Below are 14270 nucleotides of genomic sequence, written 5' to 3'. Positions count from 1 at the left end.
CGGGCTCGGCCTGTTCAAGGCGATGGCAGGACTCGAAGGGCGCGCCGTGCGCCCGCATCGCGATCGTGACCGCGGACGGCTGGACGACCGATCTTCCGCACGTTTCGTGCTTGCGCGAGACTTGCACGAGACCAGCGGCGAACCACGCATTCGCCGCTGGGTGGGAGATCGCATCGTGCGTCAGGCGCGCGCGAGCATGTTCAACAGCGCCTGGGCGGCCGGTTCGGAGGACGCCGGATTCTGGCCGGTGATCAACAGGCCGTCGACGACCACATACGGTTGCCAGTCATCGGTTTTCGAATAGCGGCCACCCTTCGCCTTGAGTTCGTCCTCGACGAGGAACGGCACGACGTTCGTCAAACCGACCGCATCCTCTTCCGAATTCGAGAAGCCGGTGACGGTCTTGCCGGCGACGAGCGGCTTGCCGTCCGGCCCCTTCGCATGGCGCAGCACGCCCGGTGCGTGGCAGACGGCTGCGACGGGCTTGCCCAGTGCAATGGCCTGCTCGATCAGCGAGATCGACCGTGCATCTTCCGCGAGATCCCAGAGCGGACCGTGGCCGCCCGGATAGAAAACCGCGTCGAACGCGTCGACGGCAACGTCGGACAGCTTCTGCGTGGCCGCGAGCGCGGCCAGCGCATCACGATCCGCTTCGAAGCGGCGCGTGGCGTCGGTCTGGAACGCGGGGTCCGCGCTTTTCGGATCGAGCGGCGGCTGGCCGCCGGCCGGCGATGCAAGCGTGATGTCGGCGCCTGCGTCTTTCAGCGTGAAATAGGGGGCAGCGAATTCCTCGAGCCAGAAGCCGGTTTTCTCGCCGGTCGAACCGAGGGTGTCGTGGGAGGTCAGGACGAACAGAAGTTTCATGATGTCTATGGATGAAGATGAATGATGGATGCGCGAATCCGCTTCACGCAGCGGCTTCGGCGACGCGCACGACCACCTTGCCGAAGTTCTTTCCCGCGAGCAGGCCGATGAGCGCGTCCGGGGCGTTTTCGAGGCCGTCGGTGACGTCCTCGCGTGGGATGATCTTGCCGGCCTTGATCCATCCGCCCATTTCGACCAGGAACGCCTGATAGCCGGTCGCATAGTGATCGAGGATGATGAAGCCCTCCATGCGGATCCGTTTCTTCAGCAGCGTGTCGGTCAGGAGCGGAAGCCGGTCGGGGCCGGGCGCCGGTTCGCTATCGTTGTATTGCGAGATCAGGCCGCAGAGCGGCACGCGCGCGCCGACGTTGAGGAGCGGCAGCACGGCGTCGAAAATCGCACCGCCGACGTTCTCGAAGTAGACGTCGATGCCGTCGGGGCAGGCTTGCGCGAGCTGTTGTGCAAGATCGGGCGCGCGCCGATCGATGCACACGTCGAAACCGAGCGTCTCGGTGACGTACCGGCATTTCTCCGCGTCTCCCGCAATGCCGACGACGCGGCAGCCCTTCAGTTTCGCGATCTGGCCGACGACGGCACCGACCGCACCGCTCGCGGCTGCGACGACGACGGTTTCGCCCGGCTTCGGTTGCCCGATGTGCAGCAGGCCCGTGTAGGCGGTGAAGCCCGGCATGCCAAGCACGCCGAGCGCATGGGACGGGTGGTCGAGATCCGAGCCGAGCGGCATGAGATCCGCGCCGTCGGAGCGCGCGTAGTCCTGCCAGCCGCTGTCGCCAAGCACCAGGTCGCCAACCGCAAATGCGGCATGCTTCGAGGCGATGACGCGGCTGACGGTGCCGCCGACCATCGCGTCGCCGAGCGCAACGGGCGGCGCGTAGGACGGTGCGTCGCTCATGCGCCACCGCATGTAGGGATCAAGCGACAGGTACAGCGTCTGCAGCAGGACTTCGCCTTCGGCGGGCGTCGGCACTGCCGTGGTTTCAAGCCGGAAGTTGTGTGCTGCCGGCGCGCCGACGGGGCGGCTGGCCAGGACGACCCGGCGATTGACGGAAGGGGACTGCGACATGAGTGACCTCGGTATGACGGTTTCGCCGCCCGGACAGGGCCGGTTGGCGGCGGTTTTTGCATGACGGTCGCGATGCGCGGGACAACGTGCCGGTGCACGTCCCACGAATGAAGTAGACCAGTCGTCTAGTGTCTGGGCGCTTGCGGACAACGTCGCAGGGCTTGACCTGCGGAGGTGCGCCGGGTTGCGCCAGGCATCGCATGAATGCGAAGGCCGACCACGAGGTCGAACCGTGAGGCGGATCATACGATCGAGTAGACCGGTCGTCTAGTAAGCGTGCGGCGCGATTCCGCACTTCGCGATCGGTTCCGTCTGCGGTTGACCGGGGCCGCACGGTCATGGCGAGACGGGCCTCCGTTCGCCGTAAGGGCCGTGTCATAAGGCGCTCGCCGGGATCGGGCGTTGCGGTGAATGACACCATGCGAGCGCTTCCGAAACGCGTGGGCGATACGGTCCGCCTCCCCATTCGGGGGGGCGTGTCGGCTGCCTGAAACGCCGTAAGGTAGTCGGCAAGGAGCCGTCCGAATCGATCCGGCCGGCGCAGTCATCATGTACGGAGCGGGAGGGAGCATGACCAAGACGGTGCTGATAACCGGTGCGGGGTCCGGATTCGGGCGAGGGGTCGCGTTCGCGCTTGCCGAACGCGGACATCGCGTGATCGCGGGTGGCCAGATCTGGCCGCAGGTCTGGGCGCTGCGGCAGGAGGCCAAGGCGTGCGGGGTAGACCTGCAGGTCATCAAGTTCGATGTGACGAACGAGATCGATCGTGCGCATGCATTGACCCACGACGTCGATGTCCTGCTGAACAACGCGGCCATCATGGAATCCGGCCCGCTCGTGGAGATGCCGATATCCGTGTTTCGTTCGGTGTTCGAAACGAATGTCTTCGCGGCGCTCGAAGTCGCGCAAGGATTCGCGCGCAGGATGGTCGTGCGCGGGCATGGCCGGATCGTCTGGATGTCGTCGGTCGCGGGGCTCGTCAAGGTGCCGTTCGACGGCGCCTACGCCGCGTCGAAACATGCGGTCGAAGGCATCTGCTCCGCGATGGAGGAGGAACTGAAGCCTTACGGAGTCGAAGTCGTGACGATCAACCCCGGCGCCTATCGCACCGGCTTCAACGATACCGGCATGGAAAGCATGGATCAGTGGTGGGACCAGGGCGAGCGCGTGGTCGCTCACTGGCCGACGCGTGAACTGAATCGGCAACACGATCCCGCGGAAATGATCGACGCCATCGTCGCGGTGATCGAGGCGGAGGCGCCGCCGTATCGTACGGTCAAGCCCGCGTCCGCCGAGCAGCTCGTGCGCGATGAACAGGCAGCCGTATGGCAACGGACGGCAGGCAGCAAGCCGTGAAACGCGCGAACGACAGCAACACCTGGCCGGATTGCCCGACACGCATGGACGTGCGTCGCCGGCGGCCCAGATGCGGCGCCGCTAGACGAAGCGGAGCAGCGAGATCGTGATCGTCAGGGTCACCGCTGACAGGAGGCTCGACGCGACCAGCGTCGCGCCCGCGGTCGGATCGTCGATGTCGTAGCCGAGCCCGAACAGGATGCCGAACGAACCGCACGGTATCGCCGCCAGCAGCACGAGCTGACCGGCCATCGGCGCCGGCACGGAGAAGAGGCGGACGCAGAACCACGCGAGCAGCGGCTGCACGATGTGGCCGAGCAACAGCTCGACGCCTACCTCGAGGTTCAGTCGGATCGGCAGCGCGGCCAGGATGAGGCCGGTGGAAAACAACGCGAGACCAGCCGTCGTTGCGCCGATGATGCCCAGCGATTGGGCGATCAGCGTCGGCAGGTGCCATCCGAGCACCGAGCAGGCCATGCCGCCGAGCGGTGCCAGGACCACCGGCTTCAGGAAGGTGTTGAGCAGCGCGCCGGCGAGAGGGGGCGCATTCGGCCGTCCGGGGCGTTCGGTGCCGCGAGCGCGTTCGAGCAGGATCAGGCACGCCGGCGACATCACGACCGACGCGATGGTGATCGCGAACGCGACCGTCAATGTGCTCGATTCGCCGTACACGGCGACGAGAAGCGGCAGGCCGATGGCCGCAAAGTTCGGCATGCCAACCGTGACCGCACGCACGGCGGCACGACCCGGATCGACATGGAAGACCTGTTTCGACAGGACGAGCGACGTGAAATACGGGACGAGCATGAAGATCACGATGACGGCGACGGGAACCAGATGGCTCACGAGTTCCGCACGCACCATCTTCGCCGTATAGACGAACAGCGCGAACGGCAGCGCGTAGTCGACCAGCATCTTGTTGATCGACCCGATCGGCATGTTTCCGGCATTGGTTTTTCCGGCGAAATAGCCCATTGCGATCGAAAAGAAAAACGGCACCAGGGCGGACGATAGTTGTGCAGTCATGGCAGTTCCAGAGCGGGGCGCGGGCGACGCCGACGCGCCGAAACCAGCCGGCCCGCGAGTCGCAGCGTTGCCGCCAACATGAACGCCTCGCGGTCTTTTTTCACCCCCCCGTAGAGGGGGTAGAGCGGTCGGCTCGACAACGCTATCGTTGGCTCATCTTGACGACCGGCCGCAGCGATGCAGGCGGCGGGTCGCATCGAGCGGGGCCGTTGGGTGGTTCGATCCCGGAGCGAGGCCACGCGGCATGAAGCTGCGCGATCGTCCCGCGCCTGCCGTCACCTGCCGATGCGATCCCGCCTGGACAAAATGGCCAGGACTTCATGCCGAAGCGAGCATGCAGTCGTCGACGATCATCTCGCTTGACCGGACGCGTTCGTCTTTCCACGCGAGTCGGCAGCAGGGCAGCGCGCATGCACGTGCCGCCCACCCGGAATGTCCGGCCCGGGATCGATGCCGGCATCGTGTCAATTGCACTGCGCGACTTTTCGCGTCGCGCGGAGAAACCCGCCATGATTTTTGAAATTGCCCAGATCGACATCCAGGAAAACGGCGAGCCGGGGTTTGAACGTGCGGTCGCCGAGGCGAAGCCGCTCATCGAACGCGCCCCCGGTTGCCATGGCTTGCGTCTGTATCGCGGTATCGAGCATCCGTCGCGCTATCGCCTGATGGTGCAATGGGAAAGCGTCGAGCTGCACGACGCGTTTCGCCGGACAGCCGATTTTCAGCGTTGGCGCGAACTGGCCGGCCCGTTCTTCGTGAGCCCGCCGTCGGTCGAGCACGTGCGCGAAGTCTGACGCAGCCTGCGTGCGAGGCCCGGTGCAATGCCGCATCCGTGCGGCGTTGCCCGGCCAGCATCGCCGGCCCCCCGGTTTTTTGCAAGGAGCGAGAGGCTGTGAGGTTCTCCACGATCAGCACGCAGATTCAACTGGCGAGGCGGCCGAACGGTCAGCCCGTTGCGGACGATTTCCTGACGGTCGGGGTGCCGCTGCCGGTGTTGTCGGACGGCGAGGTGCGCGTACGCAACGAGTACATTTCGGTCGATCCGTATATGCGCGGTCGAATGGACGACCGGCCGTCGTATGTCGAGCCGTTCAGGCTGCATGAAACGATGACCGGCGCCGCCGTCGGCCGCGTGACCGACAGCGCGTCGAGCGCATTCGCACCCGGCGATCTCGTGGTGCACCGTTACGGCTGGCGCGATATCGCCCAGGGCGCGGCGGAGGAGTTCACCCGCGTCACGGACTTGCCGCACCTGTCGAGCAGCGTGCATCTCGGCGTCATGGGCGCAACCGGCATGACGGCGTATGTCGGATTGCTCGTGGTGGCAGGCATGCGCGAGGATGACGTCGTATTCGTCTCCGCGGCGGCGGGCGCGGTCGGCTCGCTCGTCGGCCAGATCGCGCGACTCAAGGGGGCCGCGCATGTGATCGGCTCGGCCGGGAGCGACGAGAAGGTTGCCGCCATTCGCGAACGCTACGGATACGATGCGGCGTTCAACTACCGGCGCGCACCGGTGCTCGAGCAACTGGAGGCTGTGGCCCCCGCGGGCATCGACGTCTATTTCGACAACGTGGGCGGCGATCATCTCGAGGCTGCGTTGTCGACCTTCAATTACGGCGGACGTGCGGCGATCTGCGGTGCGATTTCGCAGTACGACCGCGTCGGCGTATCGCCGGGGCCGCGGTTCATGGAAAACATCGTCTATCGCAGCCTGACGTTGACGGGCTTCCTGCTGCACGACTATCGGCAGTATCGCGATGCGTTCGTCGACGAGATGACGGAGTGGCTGAGGGGCGGACAGATCGTGCATGACGAAACGATCGTCGACGGTATCGCGCGCGCGCCGGCGGCCTTTATCGGGCTGATGAACGGGACCAACACCGGCAAGATGCTGGTCAGGATCACGTGACCGATTGAACACGCGCGGTCGACCGGGCCAGGGTTCGACCGCGCCGGCTTGCGAGTGGGACATGCCTGATGCGACTGTACGACCGGACGACGGGCTGCGCGTGGGTTCCGCCCGCGAGTTCGCGGGTGCCCAGGTGACGGTGTTGGAATGCGACGGAAGCGTGCTGGTGGTGCGTTGGGTCGAGCCCGGCGTCCGGCATTTCGGCGAGCAGCGCCGGCGGCGCGCCATCGCTTCCCGCCGCGGCACCTGTGTGCTGTCGCATTTGCCCATCGCCCCCGGTGACACCGTGTTTCGTCCGGCGGAGCGGCCTAGACCGACCAATGCCGGCGCGATGATCCTCGCGAGCGATGCGCTGGGCATGCAGCCTGCCTGAATGCGTGCCGGCGTGAGCAGCGCCGGCACGACCGCATCACGATTGCGCGACGGTATTCCGGAGTACGCCGATCCCTTCGATCTCGACCTCGCACACGTCGCCGGCGCGCATCCAGAGCTGGGGATTGCGCGCCATGCCGATGCCCGACGGCGTGCCGGTCGCGATGACGTCGCCGGGCTCGAGCGTCATGACTTCGCTGATGGTGGCGATCAGCGTGGCGATGTCGAAGATCATGTCGTTCGTATTGGCTTCCTGGACGACGACACCGTTGAGGCGGGTCCGCAGCGTGAGACCGGCCGCGCCCGCCGGCAGTTCGTCGACGGTCACCAGCTCGGGGCCCAGTGCGCCCGTTTCGTCGAAATTCTTGCCGACCGTCCATTGCGGCGTCTTGAACTGGTAGTCCCGCAGGGTCGCGTCGTTGAAGACCGTATAGCCGGCCACATGGCTCAACGCATCGCTTCGCCCGATGCGTCGGCCGCCGCGGCCGATGATCACCGCCAGCTCGCCTTCGTAATCGAGCTGCTCCGATTCCGTCGGCATGCGGATTGCGGCGCCGTGCGCGGTCAGGCTGCTGCGAAAGCGCGCGAACAGCGTCGGATAGGACGGAACCTCGTATCCCGCCTCTTGCGAGTGCTCGGCATAGTTGAGCCCGACGCAGATGATCTTCGCCGGCCGTGTCACGGGCGGAAGCAGCGTGCAGTCGGCCAGATCGAGCGGCCGGCCGGTCAGCAGGATGCGCTGGCTCGCTTGCGCCAGCGCGGAAGGACCGGCAGAGACGAGGGTGTCGAGATCGCCGGGATAGCCGGGATCGCTACGCGTCAGGGCGAGATAGCGGCCGTCGCCGGCCCGGATGGCGAGGCCGGTGGCGCCGTCGCGTACGAAGCTGATGAATCGCATGATGGTTTTCCGATAATCAAGTCAAACAAGCCGGAAGGCGTGCGGCCGTGCCGCGCAGCCTTTCGATCGCGTGCGGGAGGGTGAGTCCCGCGTGATGCGGTCAGGCGCCCGATGTCATTTGCCGGTCGGGCCGGGTGCGCCGTCGTCGGTCACTTCGTTCGTGACCGCAGCGCGGATCCGTTTCAGTTGCGCCGGATCGACCTGCTGCCGGACTTTCGCGACGTCGGCGGCGCTCACCGGGCTGCCACGATTGCCCCAGCTGCTGCGTACGAACGTCGCGAGTTCGGCGACCTGCGGGTCCGACAGCCGCCAGCCGAAGGCGGGCATGGCCAGCGGCGCCGGATCAGAGCGGGTCGACGGCATCCGCGAGCCGGTCAGGATCACGTGAATGACCGACGACGGATCGTCGGACGTGACCACCGCATTGCCGGCCAGCGCGGGAAACGCCTTCATCGCACCGCTGCCGTCCGAGCGATGGCACGCATTGCAGTTGTCGAGGTACAGCAAGGCGCCGCCTGTCGGCGTGACGCCCGAGCGCAGCGCCGTGGTCGCATCCGGCTTGACGGGCGGTGCCGCCGGTGTCGGTGGTGCACGGTCGGGGTGGAGGCTGTCGAGGTAGTCGGCAACCGCGTGCAGGTCGGCGTCGCTGAAATACTGCGTGCTGTTCTCCACGACTTCGGACATGCCGCCGAACGTGGCGCTGCCGTGCGATCGTCCGGTTCGCAGCAGCTGGACGATGCTGTCCCGCGAGCGCTCGCCGTTGCCGTGCCCGGCGCGCAGGTCGGGCGCATGCCAGCCCGCGAGCGTGTAGCCGCTCAGGTACAGGTCCGTTCCGCGCGCGTCGAATGCCTTCTCCTCGCCCATCACGCCGTGCGGCGTATGGCATGCGCCGCAGTGCGCGAGCCCTTGAACGAGATAGGCGCCGCGATTCCACGCCGCGCCTTGCGCCGGATCCGCGCGATAGGCGCCAGCGGGGCGAAACAGCAGATTCCATCCGGTGAGCATGACACGCAGGTTGAACGGAAAGTGGAGCCGCGTCTGCGGATTCGGCTGGTCGATCGGGCGGACGCCGTGCATGAAGTACGCATAGAGCGCACGGGTATCGGTGTCGCTGACCTTCGAGAAGGACGGGTACGGCATCGCAGGGTAGAGCAGGTGCCCGTCCTTCGCGACGCCTTTGCGCAGCGCGGCCGCGAAGTCGTCATAGCTGTAGCTGCCGATCCCGTGCCGGACGTCGGGCGTGATGTTGGTCGAATAGATCGTGCCGAACGGCGTTTCCATCGGCAGCCCGCCGGCGAACGGCTGATCGCGGCGCGATGTATGACATGCGACACAATCGCCGACGCGCGCCAGATAGGCGCCACGCGCGATCTGGGCGGCATCCTGCGCGTTCGCCGCGGCCGGTTGCAGCCACGTGGCTAGCGTAGCGAAGGTCAATAGCAGACCGAATGAAGTCATGGCCGGTTTCGTGCGTTGCTTATCCATTGCAATTCCTATGTCGGTAGCAGTGGACCGGGATGCTTCAGGTACAGCTCGCGGATCGCGCGCGCCGCGAAATACGCTTGCGCGCCGACCATGCCTGTCGGGTTGTACGCCCAGTTCTGCGGAAACGCGCATGCGCCCGTCACGAATACGTTGTGCACGTCCCACGATTGCAGGTACTTGTTGACGACGCTCGTGTCCGGACGATCGCCGCAGACCGCACCGCCGGTCGTATGCGTGGTCTGGTATGGCCGCATGTCGAAGTGATCGCCGATCTTCCCGGCATGGACCGACATCGATTTCGGCTTCATCGCACGCGCGACTTGCTCGGCCTTGTCGGTGACGAAGCGCGTCATGCGCATCTCGTTGTCGTGCCAGTCGAAGGTCATGCGCAGCAGCGGGAGGCCGTATGCGTCGCGATAGGTCGGATCGAGATCCAGGTAGTTCATGCGGTATGACATGACCGAGCCCGCCGTACCGATGGAAAACGAATGCAGATAGTTGTCCTTGAGCGCCTTCTTCCAGGCGGCCCCCCATTTGGGGGTGCCTTCCGGCAGCAGGGTCTGGCCGATCGGGCGGCCGCCGGTGACCATCGCGCTGATGTAGGCGCCGCCGACGAACCCCGCCGCGGAATGATCGAAGTGATCCGCGTTGAAGTCGTCGAATGCCTGGCCCCCCGAGCCGGCGCCGATGAACGGATCGATGTGGACATCCTTGTCGAAGAACAGCGAGACCGCGCTGTTCTTCTGATAGGCGAAGTTCCTGCCGACGGTTCCCGTTCCTGTCGCCGGATCGTACGGCGTTCCGATCCCGGACAGCAGCAGCAGGCGCACGTTGTGCATCTGGAATGCGCAAAGCAAGACGATGCGCGCCGGCTGAAATACTTCCCGGCCCTGCGCATCGAGATAGGTCACGCCGGTGGCGCGCTTGCCGGACGAATCGAGCTGTACACGCGTCACATGGGATCGATCGCGCAACTCGAAATTGGGTTTGGCCAGCAACGCGGGCAGGATGCAGGCTTGCGGCGATGCCTTCGCATACATGTAGCAGCCGAAGCCTTCGCAATAGCCGCAGAAGTTGCACGGGCCGAGCTGCATCCCGTACGGATTCTGATAGGCGATCGACGCGTTGGACGCGGGAATCGGAAACGGATGGAAACCCACTTCGCTTGCGGCGTGCCTGAACAGCGTCGCCGGATAGTTGTCGGCGAGCGGCGGGCACGGATAGTCGCGCCGGCGCAAGGCCTCGAAGGGATTGCCGCCGTCGACGATCCGGCCGTGCAGGTTGCCTGCCTTGCCCGACGTGCCCATCACGGCCTCGATACGCTCGAAGTACGGTTCGAGTTCGTCCAGTGAGTAAGGCCAGTCCTGGATCGTCATGTCGCCGGGGATGAACCCGGCGCCATAGCGCTGCACGTAGTGCGAGCGGATCTTGAGGTCGGCGGCATTGGCGCGCCAGGTCGTGCCGTTCCAGTGCACGCCCGAGCCGCCCACCCCGGTACCCAGCAGGAATGCGCCGAGCTGCCGGTAGGGCAATGCGTCTTCGTTCGGCGCATGCCGGATCGTGACCGTCTCGCGCGCAAGATTCTGCATCAGCTTGCGCCGCTGAATGTAAGCGAGCTCGTCGGCGATGGCCGGATACGCGAACTCGGGGCTCGTATCGCGGTTTTCCCCGCGCTCGAGGCCGACGACGGTCAGGCCGGCCTCGGCCAGCTCCATCCCCATGATCGCGCCTGTCCATCCCATCCCGACGACGACAGCGTCCACTTCCGGTTTCGTGACTTGCGGCATATGCATTTCAACCCTGTTGACCTTCGATGCTGACGGGCCCGTACGGGTAGCGCTTGCCGGTCCCGACCCAGTCGAGGAAGTCCGCCCTGGCTCCCGGAAAGCCGATCATCTTCCAACTGCCCATCGACTTGTTGCCGCCGTGTATCGGGTCCGACAGATAGCCTTCGCGGGTGTTCTCCAGCAGAAACGCGAAGAAATCCGTCGACGAGATCGCGTCGAACGCCATCGCGCCGGACTCCAGGCGTGCGAGCACGTCGGTCCGTTCCGCGATGGCGAGATCGGCAAAGCGCTTGCCGGCGAAGTCGCGCATGCATCGTTCGTTCGTCGCCTGGATGCCGGCTCGGTACACCTCGCGCGGCGTCAGCCTCGACTGATAGCCGAACAACGGCGAGGCGGCGCGAAACGGCCCCTGCATATACCAGTGCGCCGCGTAGCCGTAACCGGATTCCAGTTGCCTGTCGATGAAGACGGGTACGTTCAGGTCCAGCGCGCCGGGCCCTTCGTCGTCGTGCGGGATCAGGCGATCCACTGCCGCGAGCACGAAGTGCCATTCGTCGGGCGTGAAAAATACCGGGCGATAGGTGTCGAGCCGGACGCCGCCGTCGGCGCTTTGCATCGCCGTCGGTGCCGGTGATGCGTCGTCACCTGGATGGCACGCACCTATCGCAACGGCGGCGGGAACGATGGCGACGCGTTTGAGGAATATGCGCCTGGTGGACTCCGGCGCGGGAGGCTTGTCGTCGTGTGACTGGGCTTTGCTCATGGACGGTTTTTCAGGCCATTTCGAGGTGTCGTTACATGCGCCGGGCGCTGTCGCTACAGGCCGCTGACGATGCAGCGAGCGCGCGTCGGATTGCATTTCAATCGGCATGCGTCGTGCGGATGCTCCCGGATGGAAGCGCGCGTCATGCCATGCGTCGAAGGGTGGTGGAAGCAAACAGTACCGACAGCCCCGTGCAATGGCAGCCCCCTGTTTGGGGAGGACGGGCCGGATCGACGATGGACGACGCAGGCAGTGATGTGGCCCGCGCTCCGTCGCGAGGCGCCGTATCGGTGAAATGGTCGGGCTGACCCGGATGCGCGACAGGGCGCCCGAGTTACTGCAGGGGCGATCGGGCAGCACATTGTCTGGCGGGCGTGACGCGCGTTGCTGAAGCATGTGTGCAAGACGAGGTCCGCGTGGCAGCGCAACGTAGATCCGCATGCCCCCCACTTGGGGAGGAATCTTGCATATGTCGCGACGGTACGAGGATCATTGCGTTGGCGAAGTGCGCGTCTCAATGCAGACGAATTCGCTTCAACGATGCAGGGATTTTTTGCGCGGTTACTGCTATCCGAGGTGCCCGAGAGAAGCCGCGGCGCCGTTGGATGGCAACCGCATCACTCGACTCCGCAGCGAATTGCGCGCCGAGCGTGGCTTTGCGGACGCGCGATGAAACCAACCAGGGAGTTTTCCATGTCGACCTTCTCAAGACGTTCGTTCGTCCAGTCAATCGGTGCCGCGACACTCGCGCCCGGCGTGTTGCTCGCATCGGCGGAGGGTGGAGCTGCACCTGCAAAGTCCACGCCAACGCAGGGAGGTGGCGCGAACTATGCCGATTACAAGCATATCCAGGTCACCCAGGACAGCGGTGTCGCCACGGTGACGTTGAACTACCCGCCGCTCAACCTGCTCGACGAGGTACTGTCGGAGGAGTTCGACTCGCTGACCCGACAACTTGAACAGGATACGAACGTACGAGTCGTCGTGCTGCAGAGCGCCGTGCCGAAGTTCTTCATTGCGCATTCGGGCCTGCATCGTGTCGGCTCCGCGCCGAAAACGACCTCGAATACCCGGACCTTCCGCCTGACACAGATGCTCGGCGAGCGTTTGCGCAACATGCCCAAGGCCGTGATTGCCAAGGTCGAAGGCATCGCGCGCGGCGGCGGCTGCGAGATCGCGCTGGCCGCCGACATGTGTTTCGCCGCGATCGGCGAAGCGGTGTTCGGCCAGCCGGAGGTCGTCTGCGGACTCGTCCCGGGCGGCGGCAACACGCAGCGCCTGCCGAGGCGGATGGGGCGCGCCCGCGCGCTCGAGGTGCTGCTGGCCGGAGAGGACTTCTCCGCGGAACTGGCCGACCACTACGGCTACATCAATCGCGCGCTGCCGGCCAGGGAGCTGGGGCCATTCGTGGACAAGCTCGCACGCCGCATCGCGACCTTTCCGCCCACCACGATCGCCCACCTGAAACGGTCCGTGGACATGGGATCCGACGTTTCCTTCTCCGAAGGCCTGTTGGTGGAAGCCCATGAGGCCGATCTCTGCGTCGCCAATGAAGCGATCCAGACGCGTGTGAAAGCGATACTCGCGGCCGGCGCCGAGACCTACGAAGGTGAGCTCCGCTTTCCCGACCTCTCCGCGAACCTGCCGCCTGCCGATTGAGCGGTGGTGTTCTTGCTTCCGGAAGCCGGGCAGAACCGAACCCGGGCGATGTACCGGATCGACGGGAGGGGGGCGGTATTGGCGAATGTGCGGTCGCACGCGGTGGCGAGCAAGCGACACCTGCCGATGCGCGGCGAGCAAGTCGGGCGCGCCTCGTGCCGACAGGTTGTCGTCTGCAGCACCGGAAAGCGTGGCCGCCTCCGAATGAGTCGGGGGCGGCCATTCGAACGTTTCAGGCTGGTCACGATTGCCGTGACGCGGCGGACCCGGGGTCGGCATGAAGCGCGTAGAGCTCGGACACGCTTACCGCCTTGCGGCTGCTGTGTTCCACCGATCCTTCTTTCGTCCACAGGAACGGATAGAAGCTGAAGCATTGATCCGTCGTCAGATGCTCGACATCCGCTTGCCAGCCGGGCCAGCGCAAGCTTGCATAGAAGTCATCCAGCTTTTCGCCGAGCGACCACTGCACGAAGTCGCTGTATCCGATATCAAGCGGCTCCCATCTCAGTGTGTCGGGAGCAAAGTAGTACACCGAACCGGTGTCGTCCCCAAATGCGCCTCCGTTCAATGCGAAGAATCCGCCGACGGTATCGTCCGCAATCAATAGAAAGCCGGACGATCGCCCATCATTCCAGCCAACGATGTCTCTAGGCAGCCTGGAATGGCCCGAGCCGAGCAGACGAAGGTAGCCTCCGTCCACCAGGATGCCGCCGGTCGAATAGGCGATTGCTCCCAGGGTCGATCGGGTGGATACCTGAAGCGCTGAAAGCACTTCGCCACTTCGATCGGATGGCGGCAGTATTTCGCAACGTTGGCCGGCTGCCGCAGCCCACTCGACTAAAGTCGGGAGCGCCGACTCGCGTTCGTTGATCAGTTCGTCCAGCGGACGCATCCTTTTTCTCCGGGTTGTTCAAGCGCGACCTCACCGCACGCCGACCGACGACCGCAGCGCCGCGCCCAGCGTGCGCAGCGCTTGCCGGGCCCGCGCATCGGTCAGGTTCGAGTAGAGCACCACGTCGCGCGTCGGCAAGGGCGGCAGCCCGTATCGCGCGCCCACGTCGACCGTA

The 14270-nt window shown here is 65.4% G+C and carries 13 protein-coding genes and 1 pseudogene; 5 read left to right on the top strand and 9 right to left on the bottom strand.

The window, feature by feature from the left end; genetic code table 11:
• Positions 1 to 180: 180 nt before the first annotated feature.
• Positions 181 to 864, bottom strand: coding sequence for a type 1 glutamine amidotransferase domain-containing protein (locus tag G3N99_RS10150; RefSeq protein WP_206122311.1), 684 nt, complete (start codon positions 862 to 864; stop codon positions 181 to 183).
• A gap of 43 nt (positions 865 to 907) precedes the next feature.
• Complete coding sequence (locus tag G3N99_RS10145) at positions 908 to 1948, bottom strand: NADP-dependent oxidoreductase (RefSeq protein ID WP_206122319.1); 1041 nt, start codon at positions 1946 to 1948, stop codon at positions 908 to 910.
• Positions 1949 to 2518: 570 nt separating this feature from the next.
• Here G3N99_RS10145 and G3N99_RS10140 point away from each other — a divergent pair.
• Positions 2519 to 3304: an SDR family oxidoreductase gene (locus G3N99_RS10140; protein WP_206122310.1), complete on the top strand. Its 786-nt coding sequence runs from the start codon at positions 2519 to 2521 to the stop codon at positions 3302 to 3304.
• 81 nt (positions 3305 to 3385) lie between these two features.
• Here G3N99_RS10140 and G3N99_RS10135 read toward each other — a convergent pair whose 3' ends face one another.
• Positions 3386 to 4330 carry an AEC family transporter gene (locus tag G3N99_RS10135; RefSeq protein WP_206122309.1) on the bottom strand — a complete coding sequence of 315 codons (945 nt, stop codon included), beginning with the start codon at positions 4328 to 4330 and terminating at the stop codon, positions 3386 to 3388.
• A 509-nt stretch (positions 4331 to 4839) separates the two neighbouring features.
• On the opposite strand from G3N99_RS10135, the gene G3N99_RS10130 reads away from it, so the two are divergent.
• The 3 genes from G3N99_RS10130 (at position 4840) to G3N99_RS10120 (ending at position 6612) form a co-directional block, all read left to right on the top strand.
• The gene (locus G3N99_RS10130; protein ID WP_174983133.1) at positions 4840 to 5124 is read left to right on the top strand and encodes an antibiotic biosynthesis monooxygenase family protein; all 285 of its coding nucleotides are present in this window, start codon (positions 4840 to 4842) and stop codon (positions 5122 to 5124) included.
• 98 nt (positions 5125 to 5222) lie between these two features.
• Entirely contained in the window at positions 5223 to 6239 is a 1017-nt protein-coding gene (locus G3N99_RS10125; protein WP_206122308.1) for an NADP-dependent oxidoreductase, read from the top strand.
• 61 nt (positions 6240 to 6300) lie between these two features.
• On the top strand, positions 6301 to 6612 hold the full coding sequence (locus G3N99_RS10120; protein ID WP_206122307.1) for a DUF3331 domain-containing protein: 312 nt from the start codon (positions 6301 to 6303) through the stop codon (positions 6610 to 6612).
• A 36-nt stretch (positions 6613 to 6648) separates the two neighbouring features.
• Here the strand turns inward: G3N99_RS10120 and G3N99_RS10115 are convergent, their stop codons facing one another.
• From G3N99_RS10115 to G3N99_RS10100, 4 genes are all read right to left on the bottom strand, one after another.
• Positions 6649 to 7509 carry a fumarylacetoacetate hydrolase family protein gene (locus tag G3N99_RS10115; protein WP_206122306.1) on the bottom strand — a complete coding sequence of 287 codons (861 nt, stop codon included), beginning with the start codon at positions 7507 to 7509 and terminating at the stop codon, positions 6649 to 6651.
• A 114-nt stretch (positions 7510 to 7623) separates the two neighbouring features.
• The gene (locus G3N99_RS10110) at positions 7624 to 8967 is read right to left on the bottom strand and encodes a cytochrome c (RefSeq protein ID WP_241011571.1); all 1344 of its coding nucleotides are present in this window, start codon (positions 8965 to 8967) and stop codon (positions 7624 to 7626) included.
• Positions 8968 to 9002: 35 nt separating this feature from the next.
• Positions 9003 to 10781, bottom strand: coding sequence for a GMC family oxidoreductase (locus tag G3N99_RS10105; RefSeq protein WP_206122304.1), 1779 nt, complete (start codon positions 10779 to 10781; stop codon positions 9003 to 9005).
• A gap of 7 nt (positions 10782 to 10788) precedes the next feature.
• Entirely contained in the window at positions 10789 to 11652 is an 864-nt protein-coding gene (locus tag G3N99_RS10100; RefSeq protein WP_241011570.1) for a gluconate 2-dehydrogenase subunit 3 family protein, read from the bottom strand.
• A 585-nt stretch (positions 11653 to 12237) separates the two neighbouring features.
• Between G3N99_RS10100 and G3N99_RS10095 the strand changes: the two genes are divergently transcribed.
• A complete protein-coding gene (locus G3N99_RS10095; protein ID WP_206122303.1) occupies positions 12238 to 13203 on the top strand; it encodes an enoyl-CoA hydratase/isomerase family protein in 966 nt (321 codons plus the stop codon).
• 241 nt (positions 13204 to 13444) lie between these two features.
• Here G3N99_RS10095 and G3N99_RS10090 read toward each other — a convergent pair whose 3' ends face one another.
• Together G3N99_RS10090 and G3N99_RS41840 are read right to left on the bottom strand one after the other, a co-directional pair.
• Entirely contained in the window at positions 13445 to 14095 is a 651-nt protein-coding gene (locus G3N99_RS10090) for a DUF2625 domain-containing protein (protein WP_174942340.1), read from the bottom strand.
• Between the two features lie 30 nt (positions 14096 to 14125).
• A pseudogene (locus G3N99_RS41840) lies at positions 14126 to 14270 on the bottom strand (LysR family transcriptional regulator); the annotation flags it as partial.

The sequence above is a fragment of the Burkholderia sp. Ac-20392 genome (genome assembly GCF_017104585.1).
Taxonomy (GTDB): Bacteria; Pseudomonadota; Gammaproteobacteria; order Burkholderiales; family Burkholderiaceae; genus Burkholderia; species Burkholderia lata.
Note: the sequence above shows the minus strand (reverse complement) of the source record. Positions and strands in the feature narration are given on the sequence as shown.

Coding starts and splice junctions, on each gene's coding strand:
- G3N99_RS10150 (WP_206122311.1), bottom strand. CDS start 864: ATGAAACTTCTGTTCGTCCTGACCTCCCACGACACCCTCGGTTCGACC.
- G3N99_RS10145 (WP_206122319.1), bottom strand. CDS start 1,948: ATGTCGCAGTCCCCTTCCGTCAATCGCCGGGTCGTCCTGGCCAGCCGC.
- G3N99_RS10140 (WP_206122310.1), top strand. CDS start 2,519: ATGACCAAGACGGTGCTGATAACCGGTGCGGGGTCCGGATTCGGGCGA.
- G3N99_RS10135 (WP_206122309.1), bottom strand. CDS start 4,330: ATGACTGCACAACTATCGTCCGCCCTGGTGCCGTTTTTCTTTTCGATC.
- G3N99_RS10130 (WP_174983133.1), top strand. CDS start 4,840: ATGATTTTTGAAATTGCCCAGATCGACATCCAGGAAAACGGCGAGCCG.
- G3N99_RS10120 (WP_206122307.1), top strand. CDS start 6,301: ATGCCTGATGCGACTGTACGACCGGACGACGGGCTGCGCGTGGGTTCC.
- G3N99_RS10115 (WP_206122306.1), bottom strand. CDS start 7,509: ATGCGATTCATCAGCTTCGTACGCGACGGCGCCACCGGCCTCGCCATC.
- G3N99_RS10110 (WP_241011571.1), bottom strand. CDS start 8,967: ATGACTTCATTCGGTCTGCTATTGACCTTCGCTACGCTAGCCACGTGG.
- G3N99_RS10105 (WP_206122304.1), bottom strand. CDS start 10,781: ATGCCGCAAGTCACGAAACCGGAAGTGGACGCTGTCGTCGTCGGGATG.
- G3N99_RS10100 (WP_241011570.1), bottom strand. CDS start 11,652: ATGCCGATTGAAATGCAATCCGACGCGCGCTCGCTGCATCGTCAGCGG.
- G3N99_RS10095 (WP_206122303.1), top strand. CDS start 12,238: ATGTCGACCTTCTCAAGACGTTCGTTCGTCCAGTCAATCGGTGCCGCG.
- G3N99_RS10090 (WP_174942340.1), bottom strand. CDS start 14,095: ATGCGTCCGCTGGACGAACTGATCAACGAACGCGAGTCGGCGCTCCCG.